At 70.4% G+C, this 16,958-nt stretch carries 14 protein-coding genes; 8 read left to right on the forward strand and 6 right to left on the reverse strand.

Going from position 1 to position 16,958, the window contains the following annotated elements; all coding sequences use genetic code 11:
- The first annotated feature begins 15 nt into the window (after window positions 1-15).
- Window positions 16-1,392, forward strand: coding sequence for a glucose-6-phosphate dehydrogenase (locus AAME72_RS15130; RefSeq protein ID WP_348787377.1), 1,377 nt, complete (start codon window positions 16-18; stop codon window positions 1,390-1,392).
- A 37-nt stretch (window positions 1,393-1,429) separates the two neighbouring features.
- On the opposite strand, the gene AAME72_RS15135 is transcribed toward AAME72_RS15130, so the two are convergent.
- Window positions 1,430-1,933, reverse strand: coding sequence for a hypothetical protein (locus AAME72_RS15135; RefSeq protein ID WP_348787378.1), 504 nt, complete (start codon window positions 1,931-1,933; stop codon window positions 1,430-1,432).
- A 207-nt stretch (window positions 1,934-2,140) separates the two neighbouring features.
- A complete protein-coding gene (locus AAME72_RS15140) occupies window positions 2,141-2,338 on the reverse strand; it encodes a hypothetical protein (protein WP_348787379.1) in 198 nt (65 codons plus the stop codon).
- 72 nt (window positions 2,339-2,410) lie between these two features.
- Between AAME72_RS15140 and AAME72_RS15145 the strand changes: the two genes are divergently transcribed.
- Complete coding sequence (locus AAME72_RS15145; RefSeq protein WP_348787380.1) at window positions 2,411-3,565, forward strand: SLC13 family permease; 1,155 nt, start codon at window positions 2,411-2,413, stop codon at window positions 3,563-3,565.
- A 63-nt stretch (window positions 3,566-3,628) separates the two neighbouring features.
- Here AAME72_RS15145 and AAME72_RS15150 read toward each other — a convergent pair whose 3' ends face one another.
- A complete protein-coding gene (locus tag AAME72_RS15150; RefSeq protein ID WP_348787381.1) occupies window positions 3,629-4,018 on the reverse strand; it encodes a hypothetical protein in 390 nt (129 codons plus the stop codon).
- Window positions 4,019-4,128: 110 nt separating this feature from the next.
- Between AAME72_RS15150 and AAME72_RS15155 the strand changes: the two genes are divergently transcribed.
- A complete protein-coding gene (locus AAME72_RS15155) occupies window positions 4,129-5,298 on the forward strand; it encodes an MFS transporter (protein WP_348787382.1) in 1,170 nt (389 codons plus the stop codon).
- A gap of 6 nt (window positions 5,299-5,304) precedes the next feature.
- Here AAME72_RS15155 and AAME72_RS15160 read toward each other — a convergent pair whose 3' ends face one another.
- Both AAME72_RS15160 and AAME72_RS15165 read right to left on the reverse strand, forming a co-directional pair.
- On the reverse strand, window positions 5,305-7,257 hold the full coding sequence (locus tag AAME72_RS15160; protein ID WP_348787383.1) for a YhgE/Pip domain-containing protein: 1,953 nt from the start codon (window positions 7,255-7,257) through the stop codon (window positions 5,305-5,307).
- Window positions 7,254-10,145: an MMPL family transporter gene (locus AAME72_RS15165; protein ID WP_348787384.1), complete on the reverse strand. Its 2,892-nt coding sequence runs from the start codon at window positions 10,143-10,145 to the stop codon at window positions 7,254-7,256. The genes AAME72_RS15160 and AAME72_RS15165 overlap by 4 nt, the downstream gene beginning before the upstream one ends.
- 111 nt (window positions 10,146-10,256) lie before the next feature.
- Here AAME72_RS15165 and AAME72_RS15170 point away from each other — a divergent pair, with 111 nt between their 5' ends.
- Together AAME72_RS15170 and AAME72_RS15175 are read left to right on the forward strand one after the other, a co-directional pair.
- A complete protein-coding gene (locus tag AAME72_RS15170) occupies window positions 10,257-10,931 on the forward strand; it encodes a helix-turn-helix domain-containing protein (protein ID WP_348787385.1) in 675 nt (224 codons plus the stop codon).
- 47 nt (window positions 10,932-10,978) lie between these two features.
- Window positions 10,979-11,860 carry an SGNH/GDSL hydrolase family protein gene (locus AAME72_RS15175; protein WP_348787386.1) on the forward strand — a complete coding sequence of 294 codons (882 nt, stop codon included), beginning with the start codon at window positions 10,979-10,981 and terminating at the stop codon, window positions 11,858-11,860.
- A gap of 28 nt (window positions 11,861-11,888) precedes the next feature.
- On the opposite strand, the gene AAME72_RS15180 is transcribed toward AAME72_RS15175, so the two are convergent.
- The gene (locus AAME72_RS15180; RefSeq protein ID WP_348790147.1) at window positions 11,889-12,686 is read right to left on the reverse strand and encodes a sugar phosphate isomerase/epimerase; all 798 of its coding nucleotides are present in this window, start codon (window positions 12,684-12,686) and stop codon (window positions 11,889-11,891) included.
- A gap of 179 nt (window positions 12,687-12,865) precedes the next feature.
- On the opposite strand from AAME72_RS15180, the gene otsA reads away from it, so the two are divergent.
- From otsA to ilvD, 3 genes are all read left to right on the forward strand, one after another.
- Window positions 12,866-14,344 (forward strand): alpha,alpha-trehalose-phosphate synthase (UDP-forming), encoded by a 1,479-nt coding sequence (gene otsA, locus AAME72_RS15185; protein ID WP_348787387.1) that lies wholly within the window; start codon window positions 12,866-12,868, stop codon window positions 14,342-14,344.
- A 17-nt stretch (window positions 14,345-14,361) separates the two neighbouring features.
- Window positions 14,362-15,168: a trehalose-phosphatase gene (otsB, locus tag AAME72_RS15190; RefSeq protein ID WP_348787388.1), complete on the forward strand. Its 807-nt coding sequence runs from the start codon at window positions 14,362-14,364 to the stop codon at window positions 15,166-15,168.
- A gap of 65 nt (window positions 15,169-15,233) precedes the next feature.
- Window positions 15,234-16,928 carry a dihydroxy-acid dehydratase gene (gene ilvD, locus AAME72_RS15195; protein ID WP_348787389.1) on the forward strand — a complete coding sequence of 565 codons (1,695 nt, stop codon included), beginning with the start codon at window positions 15,234-15,236 and terminating at the stop codon, window positions 16,926-16,928.
- Window positions 16,929-16,958 lie beyond the last annotated feature (30 nt).

The following is a 16,958-nucleotide window of genomic DNA, read 5'->3' on the forward strand; positions in this document are numbered from 1 at the left end:
CGTACTGTGATGGGCATGACGCAGTCCGTTGGCACTCTGGTGATTCTCGGAGCGAGCGGCGATCTGTCGTCCAGACTCCTCCTCCCGGCCGTCGGCCAGCTGCTCACGAATCACCCCGAGCGACGCTTCCGTCTCGTCGGCGCGGGTGTCGAGGACTGGACGGATGCGCACTGGCGTTCCGTGGTGCGCGCGAGCTTCGCGACCACCGGCTCGAAGGGCCGCACGGTGGACGCGCTGCTGAAGAGCACGACGTATCTCCGGGCGGATGTGACGGACCCGGACGACCTCGCGCGCGTCCTCGCCGCGTGTGAGGGCGCCCCGGCTCTCTACTTCGCGCTGCCGCCCGCTATCACCGCGAAGGCCTGCGCCGCGCTGGAGAAGATCGATCGGCCGGCCGGGCTCACGCTCGCCCTGGAGAAGCCGTTCGGCACCGACAAGCGCAGCGCGATCGCACTGAACGCGCAGCTGGCGAAGCTCGTGCCGGAGGAGCGCATCCACCGCATCGACCACTTCCTCGGTCGGTCGACGGTGCTGAACATGATCGGCCTGCGCTTCGCCAACAGCATCCTGGAACCGCTGTGGAACAGCGACCACATCGAGCGGGTCGACATCGTCTACGACGAGACCCTGGGGCTGGAGGATCGCGCCCGCTATTACGACACCGCCGGCGCCCTCATCGACATGATCCAGAGCCACCTGCTGCAGGTGCTCGCCGTGCTCGCGATGGAGCCGCCATCGTCGCTGGACGCGATGGACCTGCGCGACGCGAAGGCGACCGTGCTGCGGGCGACGCGGGTGTGGCGGGGGAGCCCGAAGGAGTCGAGCAGGCGCGCGCGGTACACGGCGGGCGAGATCGAGGGCAGGAAGCTGCCCTCGTACGCGAAGGAGCCGGGCGTCGACCCCGCACGGCACACCGAGACGCTCGCCGAGATGACGGTGCAGATCGACACCTGGCGCTGGGCGGGCGTCCCGTTCACCCTGCGGTCGGGCAAGGCGCTCGGGACGCGGCGCCGCGAGGTCGTCATCACGTTCAAGCCGGCCCGGCACATCCCGGTCGGGCTCAAGGGCACGAGGGAGCCGACCAAGCTGCGGATCATGCTCGCTCCGGACGCGATGTCGCTGGAGCTCAATGTCAACGGGCCGGGCGACCCGCACGAGATCGACCGGATCGCCATGACGGCGGAGTTCGGCCCCGGCGAGCTGAACGCGTACGGCGAGGTCCTGGAGGGCATCCTCGACGGCGACCCGTCGCTCTCGGTGCGGGCGGACACGGCCGTGGAGTGCTGGCGGATCGTCGCGCCCGTGCTGACGGAGTGGGCGAAGGACGAGGTGCCGCTGCAGAGCTACCGCGCGGGGTCGGAGGGTCCGGCCTCCTGGCCGCCGCTCGGCTGAGCCCCGCGACGGTCATCCGGCCCCGACGGGTCGGTGGTCAGGCGGCGGGGCGCTCCACGTGCTCGACCGCCGGGATCTCGCCGGTGACCGGCTTGCGCAGGTCCGTCCAGACGGTGATCGGCGCCGGCTCCCAGCCGAAGGCGGCGGGCTCCTCGGGTGCGGTCTCCGGGGTCTCCTCGGGCGCCTCGGCCGCGGGCTCGGCGAGGTGCGCCGGCGCGGTCTCGGGGGCGAGGTGCTGCGGCTCGGAGGCCACGGCGGCTGCCGGGGCGCCGGCAGCGGCGTCGATGGCCTCGCCCGCCTGCACACGGCGGCGCGCCTCGACGATGGCGGCGGTGATGTCGACCGCGACCGACTGGGCGAGGATCGAATGGAAGATGGCGTCGGTGTCGTCGGCGGAGCGGCGGTTGACCGTCCACTCGCCGTTCTCTCCGATGAGCTCCGCGACCTTGCGGTGCACGAGCTCGAGGATCTGTGCGTCCGTCAGCTGAGGAACCGGCGCCGCCGGAACCTCGGCGGCGGCGTGCCGCCTACGACCAAACATGGCGCAACCCCTTCCGATTCGGATGTCTCTCCCAGTGTCGTGTGCGAGACACGCCGAATCGCGCGGACACGCCGCACGATCAGCGGAATTCCGCCGATCCGGCCCCGAAAACCTCCCCTGCGCCGCCGAGGGGCACGTTGTCGTCGCTTTCGAGCCCGAAAAGCGACAACGACGTGCCCCTCGACGGGCGAAGAACGAGGGGGTGCGCTACTTGCCGAGCTGGCGGTCCTCCGCCTCGCGGGACTCCTGGACGACGGTGCCGACCGCGATCACGAGTGAGATGGCCGCGCTGATCCACATCAGCGGGACCTTCCAGTCCCGCGGGCCGCTCTTGGTGGTCTGGATCGTCGTCCAGAGCCCGATCGCCGCACTGATGATGGCGCCGTTGAAGATGAACTTGCGCATCCGCGTCCTTTCCCTCGTCCCGTAGCGTACGCTTCCCTGGGCGCGTCGGGCGCGGAGGAGAAGAGGAGGCGCATGAAGACCGCCATCATCGGCGCGGTGCTCCTCGTCCTCGGGCTGGTCGCCGTCGCGACCGGGCTTCTGCTGCTGACCGACGCGATGACCCTCTGGGACCGCGTCTGGCCGATTCTGCTGTTCGTCGTCGGCGTGACGGTCGTGACAGAGCTCGCGGCCGAGGCCGGGGTGTTCACGCAGGTCGCCCAGCTGACCGCCCGCTGGGGCCGCGGCCGCGCGTGGCTGCTGTGGCTGCTCGTTGTCGTCCTCGCCGCCGCGAGCACCGTCTTCCTCTCGCTCGACACGACCGCCGTGCTGCTCACCCCCGTCGTCATCGTTCTGGCGAGGCACGCCGGGCTGAACCCGCTGCCGTTCGCGCTGACGACCGTGTGGATGGCGAACGCCGGCTCCCTGCTGCTCCCCGTCTCGAACCTCACGAACCTGCTGGCCCAGCACGCGATGGGCGATCCGTCGCCCGGCGCCTTCGCGGCGCTGATGGCGGCGCCGGCGATCGTGGCGATGATCGTGCCGATGGTCGTCGTGTTCCTGGTGGCGCGCCGGTCGCTGCTCGTGCGGTACTCCACCGGCGAGGAGGAGCCGATCGGCGATCCGGTGCTGTTCTGGGTGAGCGCAGCCGTGGTGGTCGCTCTGCTGCCGCTGCTGGTCTCCGGGCTGCCGGTGTGGATCCCGGCGTGCGCGGCCGCCGTCCTCCTGCTCGTGGTGTTCGCGGTGCGTCGACGGGATGTGCTGCGGTTCGGGCTCGTGCCGTGGCAGCTGGTGCTGCTGGCCGCCGGGCTGTTCCTGTTCATCGAGGCGCTGCACGCGAACGGGCTGGGCGCCCTGCTCGCGCGGGTGTCGGGCACCGGGGAGGATCCGCTGGCACTGCTGCGGCTGTCGGTCACCGGGATGGTCGGCGCGAACGCCGTCGACAACCTCCCCGCGTACCTCGCGCTGGAGCCTGCGGCGGGGAGCCCGGTGCGTCTCGCGGCGCTCCTGATCGGTGTGAACGCCGGGCCGCTGATCACGCCGTGGGCCTCGCTCGCGACGCTCCTCTGGCACCAGCGGCTCACGTCCTTCGACGTGGAGATCCGCTGGCGCCGCTACATCCTGCTCGGCGCCGTGGTCGCGCCCGTCACCGTGGTACTCGCTACTCTCGCGCTGGCCGCGACCGTCTGAGCGCGTCGGAGGCCCGGCACCGACTCGGTGACCGGGCCTCGCGATCCGTTCCTCGCTCGCCTGTCAGTCGACGCGCGCGAAGTGCTCGACCGTGACCGAGCCCTCATCGACGCCGAATCCTGCCAGCATCCGTAGGTGCTTGACGTCGAGATACACGTCCCTCTTCTCGGCGAAGAAGGCTTCGTCGTACCAGGCAACGCCGAAACGTACCCGGCCGCCTTCGCCGCTCGAGTTCGGATCGATCCAGGCGAACTTCCAGTCGTACTTGCCCGGCTGGGTCGCAAGGCGCAGGTCGGAAGCGTCGAGAGCGCGCAGGCACTTGTCGATCGCAGCATCGGTTGCCAGTTCCAGCGTCACATCCGACTGCGCTACCTGGGTGCGACCGGCGATGCGTCCTTCGGCGTCTCCGGCGATCGCATGCAGTCGTGGCCCGCGAGCGGTAATTCCCATCATCAGACTTCCTTTCTCTCGCGTCGGACATCTCTGTCCGAGGCGAACCAAGAGTAAGGTGACTCATGTCTGACATACAAGAGTATTAAATACAGATCCAATTTGGGGGACGCGTGCGCCTCAACATCCTCGCGTCGGCGAGCGGACTTTCCGCGGTCGGAGACACGCTGACGGTCGTCGCTCTGATGCTCGCTCTGCAGGGACGCCCGGGCGGCAGCTATGTCGTGTCGATGCTGGTGCTGATCGGAATCCTGCCGAGCGTCCTGCTCGGACCTGTCGTCGCGCCGATCCTCGACAGGGTGGAGACGAGCCGCCTTCTGATCGCGACTCTTTCGCTCCGCTGCGCCACTGGGATTGCGCTCGCTTTCGCCCCCGATGTGGTGTGGATCCTCGTGTTTCTGGCGGCCGGGAGCGTGGTGTCCGCGATCGACGCGCCGGCATTGCTGCTGCTTGTCCCCGAGACGCAGCGGCCAGGGGCGAACCCGGCTGCCGGCTACGCACGTGTGGACGCGTTCCGCAGCGTCGGGGCCCTGGCCGGTCCCGCGCTTGCGGGGTTCCTCGTCGGTGTGCTCGGCGTACAGGCGGTGCTTCTCGTGGACGCCGCCAGCTTCGCAGCCCTCGGCCTGGTCGTGCTCGCGCTCGGCGTCCGGCGGCATCCGCCGGCCGACCGGACGTCGACGGGCCCGTCCTGGTTTCATCAGATTCGCGTGGGCCCCGCCGCGCTGGCCGGAAACCGGACCCTCGCCACGGCTTCGCTCGCACTTGCCGTCGCGATCGTGTTCACGTCGATCATCACCGTTGCAGAGGTGTCGTACACAACGGTGGTTCTTGCGGCCCCGGCGTTCGTCTACGGGGTTCTGGTGAGCGTCCAGGCCATCGGCAGGCTCGTTTCCGCCGCCGTGCTCGCACCCCTGCTCCCCGCGCGGAGGCAGCCCGCTGCACTCGTCGCCGGCGGCATCCTGATGGGAGTCGCCCTGCTCGCCCTCGGTGTCTGGCCGAGTATCCCGATGGCCGTCACCGGGCTCTTCTTCGTCGGGGTGGCGAACGCGCTGCAATCGATCGCCATTCGTTCGCTCGTGGTGAGCTCCGTCGAACCGGGAGCGCGCGGGCGTGCCTTTGCTGCGGTCATCGCACTGAACAACGGGGCCACCATGGCGGGTACCGCCGCGGCCGGGCCGCTCGTCGCGGTCGCGGGCGCCGCGTTCGCCCTGATGCTCGCCGGAGCCGGAACGATTGCGGCCACCGTGCCTGCGATTCGGGCCGTTCGCGCCGCGACGGTCTGAGCGCGCTCACTCGGCCGGGAGCAGCTGGGATGCGGTGACGATCCGCCGCCTGGCGATCCCGAGCAGCGCGAGACCGAAGCCGAGCGCCGCCCAGAGCAGGAGGCCGCCGAGGCCGCGCCAGACGCCGGTCGTCCCGTCCACGGCGCCCTGCAGCGCCGTGATCGCCGGGGAGGTTGGCAGCCAGGCGAGCACACCGTCGAAGAACCCGGGGGCCGTTGAGACGATCCCGGATGCGAGCGTGACGACCACCACCAGCATCGAGAGGAACCTCCCGATCCCGCCGAGCAGGGCGACGAGCCCGTGGTTGACCGCCGCGAATGCGACGCCGACCGCGACCGCCACCCCCGCGAACCCGAACCAGCCGCCGACGTCGAGCTGCATCGCGGGCTGCATGATAGCCGCGACGAGGATGCCCTGCACGGCGCCGAGCGCGGCGGCGGGGAGGAACCCGTCCAGAGCGATGAGTCCGGCGGCGCGCGAGGTCAGCAGCGCGCGCCGCGAGATCGCCTGCAGCACGAGGAACGTCGCCAGCGCGCCGAGCCAGAGCGCGACCGATGCGAACAGCGGGATGCTGGAGGTGCCGAACGCGGTGTTCCCTGAGGCTTTCTGCGTGACCGGCTCCGACGCGACGGAGGCGAGGTTGGTGCGCTCGCCGCTGTCGTAGCTCGGCAGCTGCGCGACGGCCTTGTCGAGGCCGGAGGCGAGGGAGGCGGCGCCGGCGGCCGACTGCTGGGTGCCGGAGGCGAGCGCGGGGATGTTGTCCGCGAACGTGTGCACGCCCGCGGCGTACTGGGATGCGCCGTCCGCTGACTGCTGCACGCCGGAGGCGAGCTGGTCGGCTCCGGAGGCCGACTGGGCGGTGCCGGCGGCGAGCTGCTGCGCGCCGGAGACGGACTGGGCGATGCCTCCCGACAGTGCGGGCATGCCCGACGCCAGCGATTTCACGCCGGGGGCGAGTTTGCCGCCAACGACGTTCGCCGTGTTGAGGGCCGTGAGCTGGTCGTTGATCTTCGCGCAGAGCTCGCCCATCTCGGCGCTGGTCGGCGCCGCGCAGAGCGCCATGGCGGAGTTGATCCCGTTTGTCGCCGTCGAAAGGTTCGAGGTGAGGGTCTGCATCCCGGTGTTCAGCGCGGCCGTCTGGGCGGGCAGTTGTTCGGTGTTCTGCTGCAACTGGCCGAGCCCATCGGCCAGCGACTGGGCCCCTCCCGACAGCTGCCCGAGCCCGCTCGACAGCCCGGATGCGCCGTCGGACAGCTGTCCGAGCCCGCTCGCGAGCTGGTCGGCGCCGGATGCCAGCTGGGGCGCACCCGCCGCGAGCTGTTGCGTTCCGCCGGAGAGCTTCGCCAGCCCGTCGGACAGCTTCGTGGCTCCCGTCGCCGCCTGGCCGATCTGGTCGTGCAGCGTGTTGAAGCCGACGTAGACGTTCTGCAGATACGTGGAGGTGAGCTGCTTGTTGAGCACCGCCGTCGCGGTCGTCGTCACCGCCTGGCTGATCGCCGGGTCGACGAGCTTCGACTTCTGGCTGGTGCGCACGTCGATCGTCGCCTGGTGGGCGGCGTCCGCCGATCCGGCGGTGGAGGTCGCCGCCTTCGAGAAGTTCTCCGGGATCGTCACGACGGCCACGTAGCTGCCGTCCGCGATTCCCTTGTTCGCATCCTTCTGGTCGGTGAGCACCCAGGAGTAGTTGTCGTGCTCGCTGTCGAGCAGGCCCGCCGCCATCTGGCGGCCGAGCGGGACCGTCTGGCCGTTGAGCTTCACGGGCTGGTCGAGGTTCACCACGGCGGCCTTGACGTCGCCGAGGCGCTCCGTCGGATTCCACAGCGCCCAGACCAGCAGGCCGCCGATCACGAGGGGCACCAGGATGAGGCCCGCGATCGTCAGCCAGGTGATGCGCTTGTCCGAGCGCATCCGCTCCAGCGAGAACAGCGAGCGGGGACGGCGGAGGTTCGGGGTGGTCATCGGGCGTTCGCCTTCTCGAGGTGTGCGGCGGGCAGATCGGTGTGGTCGCGGGTGGCGGCGTGCGTCGCACCGGCCGGCTCGGCGCCCAGGTGGATGTCGTTCGGCTCCACGCTCTCCGGCAGCAGATCGTCGAGCCCCGACGGGTCGACGCAGCTCACCACGAGCGCGAACGGGCGACCGGCGTCGTGCGCGGACGCGAGGGCGCCGGAGAGTGCGGCGCGGATCCGCCGGCGCTCGACGGGATCGGTGACCGCGTCCACCGCATCCAGCGCCAGGAGCTGCGGCCGGTCGGCGAGCGCGCGGCGCACGTCGTCGACGGGCGTCTCGGCCGCGTCCAGCCGGACCACTGCGGTGCGCGAACGGACGGCGGCGCTGCGGGTCGGGAGCACGAAGCCCGCGACCTTCATCGTGCCCGCGGTCGCCTTTGTGCGTCCCGTGGCCGCCATGAGCAGCGCCAGGGCCGCGGTGCGGTCGGGGCCGTGGACGACGAGGGCCTCGCCGTCGCGGAGCCGGAACGAGACGTCGTGCAGAAGGGAGCGGCGTCGCGTGCCGACGGACAGCCCGTCGGCGGCGGCCACGAAGGCGCCGCCCGGTTCCGGCCAGTCCGCCAGCTCCAGTTCCTTCTGCAGGCCGTCGCCCTCGACGTCGAAGGACGGGAGGATGCGGTCGAGCCACCGCGGCATCCACCACGCCTTCTCGCCGAGCAGTTGGAGCACCGCGGGCACGAGCGTCATCCGCACGATGAACGCGTCCACGAAGACGCCGACGGCGAGGCCGAGCGCGATCGGCTTGATCGAGGTGTCGCCCTCGGGCACGAAGGCGGCGAACACCGAGATCATGATGATCGCGGCCGCGGTGACCACCTTCGCCGAGCCGACGAACCCGCTCTGGACCGCGCGGCGGGCGTCACGGCCGTGCACGTAGTCCTCACGGATGCGGCTGACCAGGAACACCTCGTAGTCCATCGCCAGGCCGAACAGCACGCCCATCAGGATGATCGGCATGAAGCTGATCACCGGTCCGGTCTTGTCCACGTGCAGCGCGTCGGCCAGCCAGCCCCACTCGAACACGGCGGTGACGGCGCCGAACGCGACCCCCACCGAGAGCAGGTAGCCGAGAGCCGCCTTGATGGGAACGGCGATCGAGCGGAACACCATCGTCAGCAGCACGAGCGACAGGCCGACGACCAGGATGCCGAACGGCAGCAGCGCGCCGCCGAGCCGGGTGGACACGTCGATCTGGGCGGCGGTCGTCCCGGTCACCTTGAGGTCGACGCCGTACTCGTCGAGGAAGTGCTGGTGTTTCGCCCGCAGCTCGGACACCAGATCCGCGGTCTTCGGGTCGTCTGGCGCGGTCGTCGGGATGACCTGCACGATGCCGGTGTCCGCGTTCTGGTTCGGCGTGGCGAGCGGCACCGCGGCGACGCCGGGCAGGTCGGCGATCTCGGAGCCGATCTTCTCCATCAGCCCGACCGGGTCGGTGCTGGAGATGATCGAGCCGGTCACGATGAGCGGTCCGTTGTAGCCGGGGCCGAAGTGCTCGGACACCAGGTCGTAGGCGATGCGGGCCGGGTCGGACTTCGGGTGCGTGCCCGCATCGGGAAGCGCGAGCCGCAGCTGCAGCGCGGGAAGAGCGGCGATCCCGAGCGCGACGACCACCGCGACGATGGTGACGATGGGGAAGCGCGTGACGGCACGCACCCAGGTGCGGAACGGTCCCCTCGGGATCTCCGCGGTCGCCGCGTGGGCGAGGGAGGGCGATGAGGGGGTCGGAGTGGGTGCGGGGGAGGCGTCCTGCGCCGATCCGGACTCCTGCGCCCGGTCGCCGGCGGCGCTCGCCGCGGCCGCACGCCGGGCAGCGCGCCGGCCCGGGGTGATCCTGGCGCCCGCGAAGCCGAGGAACGCGGGCGTCAGGGTGAGCGCGACCAGCACCGCGACCGCGACGGCCACCGAGGCGGCGAGTCCCATGGTGGTGAGGAACGGGATGTTGGCCACCGCCAGGCCGGCGAGCGCGATGATGACCGTGATCCCCGCGAACAGCACGGCGGAGCCCGCTGTCGCCACCGCCCGCGCGGCGGACTCCTCCGGATCGACGCCCGCCTTCAACTGGCTCTGATGCCGCGAGATGATGAACAGCGAGTAGTCGATGCCGACGGCGAGCCCCAGCATCAGGGCGAGCATCGGCGTCGTCTGCGAGATCGACCCGAAGAGGGTGGCGAGGAAGATGAGCGCCATCGAAAGGCCCACCCCGAGCAGGGCGGTCGCCAGCGGCATCCCGGCCGCGATGATGGAGCCGAACGTGACGATGAGCACGATCAGGGCGATGCCGACGCCGATCAGCTCGGTCGCCGACAGGCTCGGCAGGCTCTGCGAGAAGACCTGGCCGCCCACCGCGACCTGGGAGCCGGACGGGAGGGCCTTTTCCAGGTCGGCCCCGGCGTCCTTGAGGGCGGTCTTCGTCTCGGGGGTGACCGTCGTCTGCTGGCCCTTCAGCTGCACCTGCACGATCGCCGCAGAACGGTCGTCGGAGATCAGATTCTTCACCCTCGTGCTGTACGGCGAGGTCGTGCCGGAGACGCCGTCCACCTTCGCGATGGACTCGACGGCGTCCTCGACGGGGGTCTTCACGTCCGCGTCGTCGACCGTGCCGCCCTTCGGTGCCACCACGACGATCTGCGCGCTGGTCCCGCTCACCTGCGGGAAGGTGCGGCTCAGCGTGTCGAGCGCCTCCTGGGACTCGGTGCCGGGGATGCTGAACGAGTCGTCGGTGCCCTGGTTGAAGGCGACGGCGCCTCCACCGAGGAGGACGAGCAGCATGAGCCACAGGGCGAGGACCAGCTTGCGGGCGCGGAAGGCCCAGCGGCCGATCGAATAGAGGAGCGAGGACACGCGTTCTCCAGTGGATAGGTGACCAGGGAATTTCGATACACCGTTGTATCCGATGCTCGACTGTATCCGATACACTTATGTATCCGGAACTCGACTCAGGAAGGTTTCAGCTTGGACAGCACAGCTCTCAGAGATGCGGCGGGCCAGGACGCTCCCGTCGAGTCCGCACGTCGTCAGAAGACCCGTGCGCGGCTGCTCGACGCGGCGTTCGACGTGTTCGCTGAACACGGTGTGCGTGCCGCCAGCGTGGAGATGATCACGGAGGCGGCCGGCTTCACCCGCGGCGCGTTCTACTCCAACTTCTCCAGCAAGGAGGAGCTGTTCTTCGCGCTCATGGAGCGCGAGAAGGCGATGCGCATCGAGCAGCTGAACACCGGCGTCGAGCAGTTCCTGCGACCGCTGGTGGGAACCGGAGGCGGCGAACTCGGCGACGCCGAGGTGCTGCAGACCATCACGCGCATCCTTGAGCTGCAGTCCGACGACCGGCGCTGGTGGCTCGTCCAGTCGGAGTTCCTGCTGCTGGCGCTCCGCGACCCCTCGATCTCCGCCGAGTTCCTGCACTACCAGGACGGCTTCTTCGACGACCTGACCGAGATCGTGGTCGCGGCGCTCGCCAGCGCCCGGCGCCGGTTCACCATCGAGCCGTCGGAGGCGGTGCGGGTGATCGCGGAGCTGTGCGCGAACGGTGAGGCCAGGGCGCTGCTCTCCGGGGACGAGCGGCCGTTCGCGGAGCGGCTCTCAGAGTCCGTGCCAGCGATCCTGCTCGCACTCACGGAGCGCATCTGAAGCGGAATGTGATCGAACGCCAAGCCCACGCGGGTACGCTCGTGCGGATGCGACGTAGAGCCCACCCGAGAGCCCTCGCCGCCCTGCTGGGCGCGGCTGCGCTCGCGCTCGCCGTCACGGGCTGTGCCTCCGGCGGCGGAGCGCCCGCTTCGACACCGCAGCCGCAGGCGCAGGCGGCGACACCGAGCCCGACACCGACGCCCGACCCGTTCCCGCGCGAGCCGCTGACGTCGTCCACACGCTACGTCGCCCTCGGCGACTCGTTCGCAGCGGGGATGGGCGCGGGGGACGAGACCGGCAAGTGCCGGCTGAGCAACTACAGCTATCCCGCCGACTTCGCCAAGGCCTCCGGCGTCGACTTCGTGGTGAACGCGGCGTGCGCGGGAGCGACGACCTCCGACCTGCTCAAGCACCAGCTGATCGCCCTCGACGACCGGACGGACCTCGTCACGGTGAGCATCGGCGGAAACGACCTCGGCGTCGCTGCGGTCGCCTCCGACTGCGCGGCGGGCAAGGCCGTGGCGTGCAGGAACGGCGTCTCCTCGGCGCTGTCGCTGCTGAACGTGCTGCCCGACCGGCTCGCGACCGTGTACAGCGCGATCGCTCAGGCAGCGCCGAACGCCCGAATCGTCGTGACCGGGTACGCGCTGATGTACGACAACACCGACACCGGCTCCCCGGACTTCGGCACCGCGACGGCCATCAACGCGGCCACCATCGGTCTCAACCAGACGATCAAGGACGCGGTGGACAAGCAGCGGGCGAAGGGCGCGCCGATGAAGTACGTCGGCGTCGACTTCCTGGGCCACGGCATCGGCACGAAGAAGCCCTGGCTGAACGTGAGCGGCGAGGATGCGTTCCATCCGACAGCCGCCGGCTACCGGGAGTACGCGAAGGAGCTGACCCGGCTGCTGGGCTCCGCTCAGTAGGCGGGTTCGTCGGGCGGGTTCGTCGGACTCAGATCGCGGCGGCAGCGGCGTGCTCGCGCGCGAAGGCCAGCGTCTCGGTCAGCATCGCGCGACGTTCGGCGTCGTTGCGCGCCTTCCGGGTGTTGACCTCGGCGACGACGGAACCGCTCCACCCCGTCGCCGCGAGCCGGCGCAGCACCTCGGCGACCGGCTGGCTGCCGCGACCGGGCACCAGGTGCTCGTCGAACACCCTCGCGTCGTCGAGGGCGCCGGAACCGTCGCAGAGGTGCACGTGACGCAGGCGGTCGCCGAGCGCGGTCGCGAGCTCCAGCCCGTCGACGCCGCTCAGCGCGGCGTGCGAGAAGTCGAGCGTCACCGCGTCGCAGTCCATCGGCAGCGGGTTCCAGCCGGGGGAGTACGCGGCCATCCCGCGGCCGGCGACCTTCCACGGGAACATGTTCTCCACGGCGATCCGCACCCCGGACGCCGCGGCCGTCTCCTTGACGATCCCGAGGAACCCCTCGGCGTACCCGGACTGCCAGCGGAACGGCGGATGCACGACAACGGTGTCCGCGCCGACGGCGGCCGCGAGCCCGGCCGAGCGCTCCAGCTTCACCCGCGGATCCCGTCCCCAGACGAAATGGGTCAGCAGCAGGACGGGCGCGTGGATGCTGAGCACGGGAACGCCGTACCGCTCCGAGAGCCGGGCGAGCGACGCCGCCGATTGCGTCGCCTCGTCGCGGGTGACCATCACCTCGACGCCGTCGAAGCCGAGCTCGGCGGCGACGCGGAACGCGTCCTCGAGCCCCAGCGGGTAGACGCAGGTGGTTCCCATGCCCATGCGCATCACAGCCACACTCTAATCACGGCTTCTGAACGGGCCGTGTCCCGGCGGCGAACGCCCCGGGATGGGCCTGGACCACGCTGGTACTGTGGCGGGTACCCGGCACAGAAGCACTCGATCGAGGGAGTTGACCCACCATCAGCACGTCGCCCGACCACAGTCCGTCCGAGACCTACGATCTCGTGATCGTCTCCAACCGGCTCCCCGTCGACCACGTCGTCGACGAGTCAGGGGAGGCCAGCTGGCGCCCGTCGCCCGGCGGCCTGGTCGCGGCCCTGCAGCCGGTGATGCGCGCACAGGACGGCGTCTGGATCGGCTGGGCCGGCGTCGCGGACGAGACGTTCGAGCCGTTCGAGTCGGACGGCATCCACATCCTGCCCGTTCCGCTCAGCGAGCAGGAGCTGCAGGAGTACTACGAGGGCTTCTCGAACGACACGCTGTGGCCGCTCTACCACGACGTGATCGCGCAGCCGAGCTACCACCGGGAGTGGTGGGAGAGCTACGTGAAGGTCAACCGCCGGTTCGCGGACGCCGCGGCGTCGGTCGCTGCGAAGGGCGCCGTCGTCTGGGTGCACGACTACCAGCTGCAGCTCGTGCCGGCGATGCTCAGGGAGAGCAGGCCGGACCTCGTCATCGGCTTCTTCAACCACATCCCGTTCCCGCCGTACGGCATCTATTCGCAGCTCCCGTGGCGGCGCCAGATCATCGACGGCCTGCTCGGCGCCGACGTGATCGGCTTCCAGCGAGTCGCCGACGCGGGCAACTTCTCGCGCGCCGTCCGTCGCCTCAAGGGCTACGAGACCCGCGGCCCCATCATCGAGGTGCCGATCGACAGCGACGATCCCGAGGCCGGATCGCACCGCCACGTCACGACCAACCGGCATGGGGGACTGGTGCGCACGGTCCTCGCGCGTGCGTTCCCCATCTCGATCGACGCCGAGCAGTACCAGGAGCTCGCGCGCAAGCCCGAGATCCAGGCCAGGGCGCGCGAGATCCGCGAGGAGCTCGGCGACCCGGAGACGATCATGCTCGGCGTCGACCGCCTCGACTACACGAAGGGCATCGGCCACCGGCTGAAGGCGTTCGGCGAGCTGCTGCAGGACGGCCGGCTGGACGTCGAGAAGGTCACGCTCGTGCAGGTCGCGAGCCCGAGCCGCGAGCGCGTCGAGACGTACCGGCAGCTACGCGACGAGATCGAGCTCACCGTCGGCCGCATCAACGGCGACTACGCGACTCTCGGCCACACCGCCATCGCCTACCTGCACCACGGCTATCCGCGCGAGGAGATGGTCGCCCTGTACCTGGCGGCCGACGTGATGCTCGTCACGGCCCTCCGCGACGGGATGAACCTCGTGGCGAAGGAGTACGTCGCCACGCGTGTCGACGAGGACGGCGTGCTCGTCCTCAGCGAGTTCGCCGGCGCCTCCGACGAACTGCGTCAGGCGCTCCTGATCAACCCGCACGACATCGAGGGGCTGAAGGACACCATCCTGCAGGCTGTGAGCATGCCCAAGCGCGACCGCACGCGCAGGATGCGGGCGCTCCGCAAGAAGGTGCTGACGAACGACGTCGCGCGCTGGTCCGCCGCGTTCCTGGATGCGCTTACCCGCAGCGCCCACGGCGACCACCCGCTGCAGAACCCGCCGGTCAACCGCCGCTGAGCCGAGAGACGACGACAATGCCGAACCACGCCGTTCCCCAGCCCTCCGCGTCCGCCGTCGCCCTGGCGGAGGCGGTGCGCGACCTCGCCGCGGCCGACCGGCTGCTGCTCGCCCTCGACTTCGACGGCACGCTCGCGCCCTTCGTCGACTCCCCGCAGGACGCCCGCGCCCTGCCGGAGGCGAAGGCGGCGCTCGACCGCCTGGAGCGCCTGCCCCGCACCTGGGTCGCCTACGTGTCCGGCCGCCCGCTCGCGGGTCTGGAGCGGGTGACGGAGGCGGACGCCGACGCGCTGCTGATCGGCTCGCACGGTGTCGAGGTCCGCTTCGGCCGCGACGGCGTCTCGCTCGACCTCGACGAGGACGAGCGGCGGACGCTCGACCGGCTCGGCGAGGTGCTGCGTCCCCTCGTCGAGGAGGAGCCGGACGCCAGGCTCGAGGTCAAGCCGGTCGGGTTCGGCGTGCACTACCGCCTCCTGGAGCCGGAGGCCGGCCGGGCGCTCGTCGCCCGAGCGTACGAGGCCGCCGCGTCGGTCAGCGGGGAGCTGACGATCCGCGACGGGAAGGACATCATCGAGTTCTCGATCCGCGGCGCGAACAAGGGCGAGGGCATCGAGCGGTTGCGCGAGTACACCGAGGCGACGGCGGTGCTGTTCGCCGGCGACGACGTGACCGACGAGGACGGGTTCGCCGTGCTGCGCCCCCACGACGGAGACGTCGGCATCAAGGTGGGCGATGGCGACACCGCCGCGCAGTACCGGGTCGCCGACGAGCGCGCCGTCGCGACCCTGCTCACCCTCCTCGCCGAGGCACGCGCCGCCCGCTGACCCGCGCGCCCGCCCGAGAGGGACGGATTGCCGGACGGGCATCCAAAGGGTCCTAGAGTTGTCCCATGCCTGAGATCGATTGGAAGCCGCGCTCGCGCGTCGTCACGGACGGGATCGAAGCCACCACCAGCCGCGGGATGCTCCGCGCGGTCGGGATGGGCGACGAGGACTGGGAGAAGCCCCAGATCGGCATCGCCAGCTCCTGGAACGAGATCACGCCCTGCAACCTCTCGCTCGACCGCCTCGCGCAGGGCGCGAAGGAGGGCGTGCACTCCGGCGGCGGCTACCCGCTGCAGTTCGGCACCATCTCCGTCTCTGACGGCATCTCGATGGGCCACGAGGGGATGCACTTCTCGCTGGTCTCCCGCGAGGTCATCGCCGACTCCGTCGAGACCGTCATGATGGCAGAGCGCCTGGACGGGACCGTGCTGCTGGCGGGCTGCGACAAGTCGCTGCCCGGCATGCTGATGGCGGCGGCCCGGCTCGATCTCTCCGCGGTCTTCCTCTATGCGGGCTCCATCGCCCCCGGCTGGGTGAAGCTCTCCGACGGCACCGAGAAGGACGTCACGATCATCGACTCCTTCGAGGCGGTCGGCGCGTGCAAGGCCGGCAAGATGAGCGAAGAGGACCTCAAGCGCATCGAGTGCGCGATCGCCCCCGGCGAGGGGGCGTGCGGCGGCATGTACACCGCGAACACGATGGCCTCGGTCGCCGAGGCGCTCGGGATGAGCCTCCCCGGCTCGGCCGCTCCGCCCTCGGCGGACCGCCGTCGCGACTACTTCGCGCACCGCTCCGGCGAGGCCGTCGTCAACCTGCTCAAGCAGGGCATCACGGCCCGCGACATCCTGACCAAGAAGTCGTTCGAGAACGCGATCGCCGTCGCCATGGCGTTCGGCGGCTCGACCAACGTCGTGCTGCACCTGCTCGCCATCGCCAACGAGGCCGAGGTCGAGCTGACGATCGACGACTTCAACCGGATCGGCGACAAGGTCCCGCACATCGGCGACCTGAAGCCGTTCGGCAAGTACGTGATGAACGACGTCGACCGGCACGGCGGCGTCCCCGTCGTGATGAAGGCGCTGCTCGACGCCGGGCTGCTGCACGGCGACTGCCTCACGGTCACCGGCAAGACCGTCGCGGAGAACCTGGCGGAGATCAACCCGCCCGCGCCGGACGGCAACGTCATGCGCTCGCTCGACAACCCCATCCACCCGACCGGGGGCCTGACCATCCTCAAGGGCTCGCTCGCGCCCGAGGGCGCCGTGGTGAAGACGGCCGGCTTCGACGCCGACGTGTTCGAGGGCCCCGCCCGCGTGTTCGAGCGCGAGCGCGCCGCGATGGACGCCCTCACCGAGGGCCGCATCAACGCGGGCGACGTCGTGATCATCCGTTACGAGGGCCCGAAGGGCGGCCCGGGGATGCGCGAGATGCTCGCGATCACCGCTGCCATCAAGGGCGCGGGCCTCGGCAAGGATGTACTACTATTGACGGACGGACGATTCTCAGGCGGCACAACCGGCCTGTGCATCGGCCACATAGCACCCGAAGCGGTGGACGCAGGTCCCATCGCATTCGTGCGCGATGGTGATCTGATACGGGTCGATATCGCGGCTCGCTCCCTCGACCTACTGGTCGACGAGTCAGAGCTGACCGCCCGCCGTGACGGCTGGGCGCCCCTTCCTCCGCGCTATACCCGTGGCGTTCTCGCGAAGTACTCCAAGCTCGTGCGCTCTGCTGCAGAGGGCGCCGTCACGGGGTAGCCCTTCGCCTCATCCAGCAGCATCAGACCA

It is taken from the genome of Leifsonia sp. NPDC080035, assembly GCF_040050925.1.
Taxonomy (GTDB): domain Bacteria; phylum Actinomycetota; class Actinomycetes; order Actinomycetales; family Microbacteriaceae; genus Leifsonia.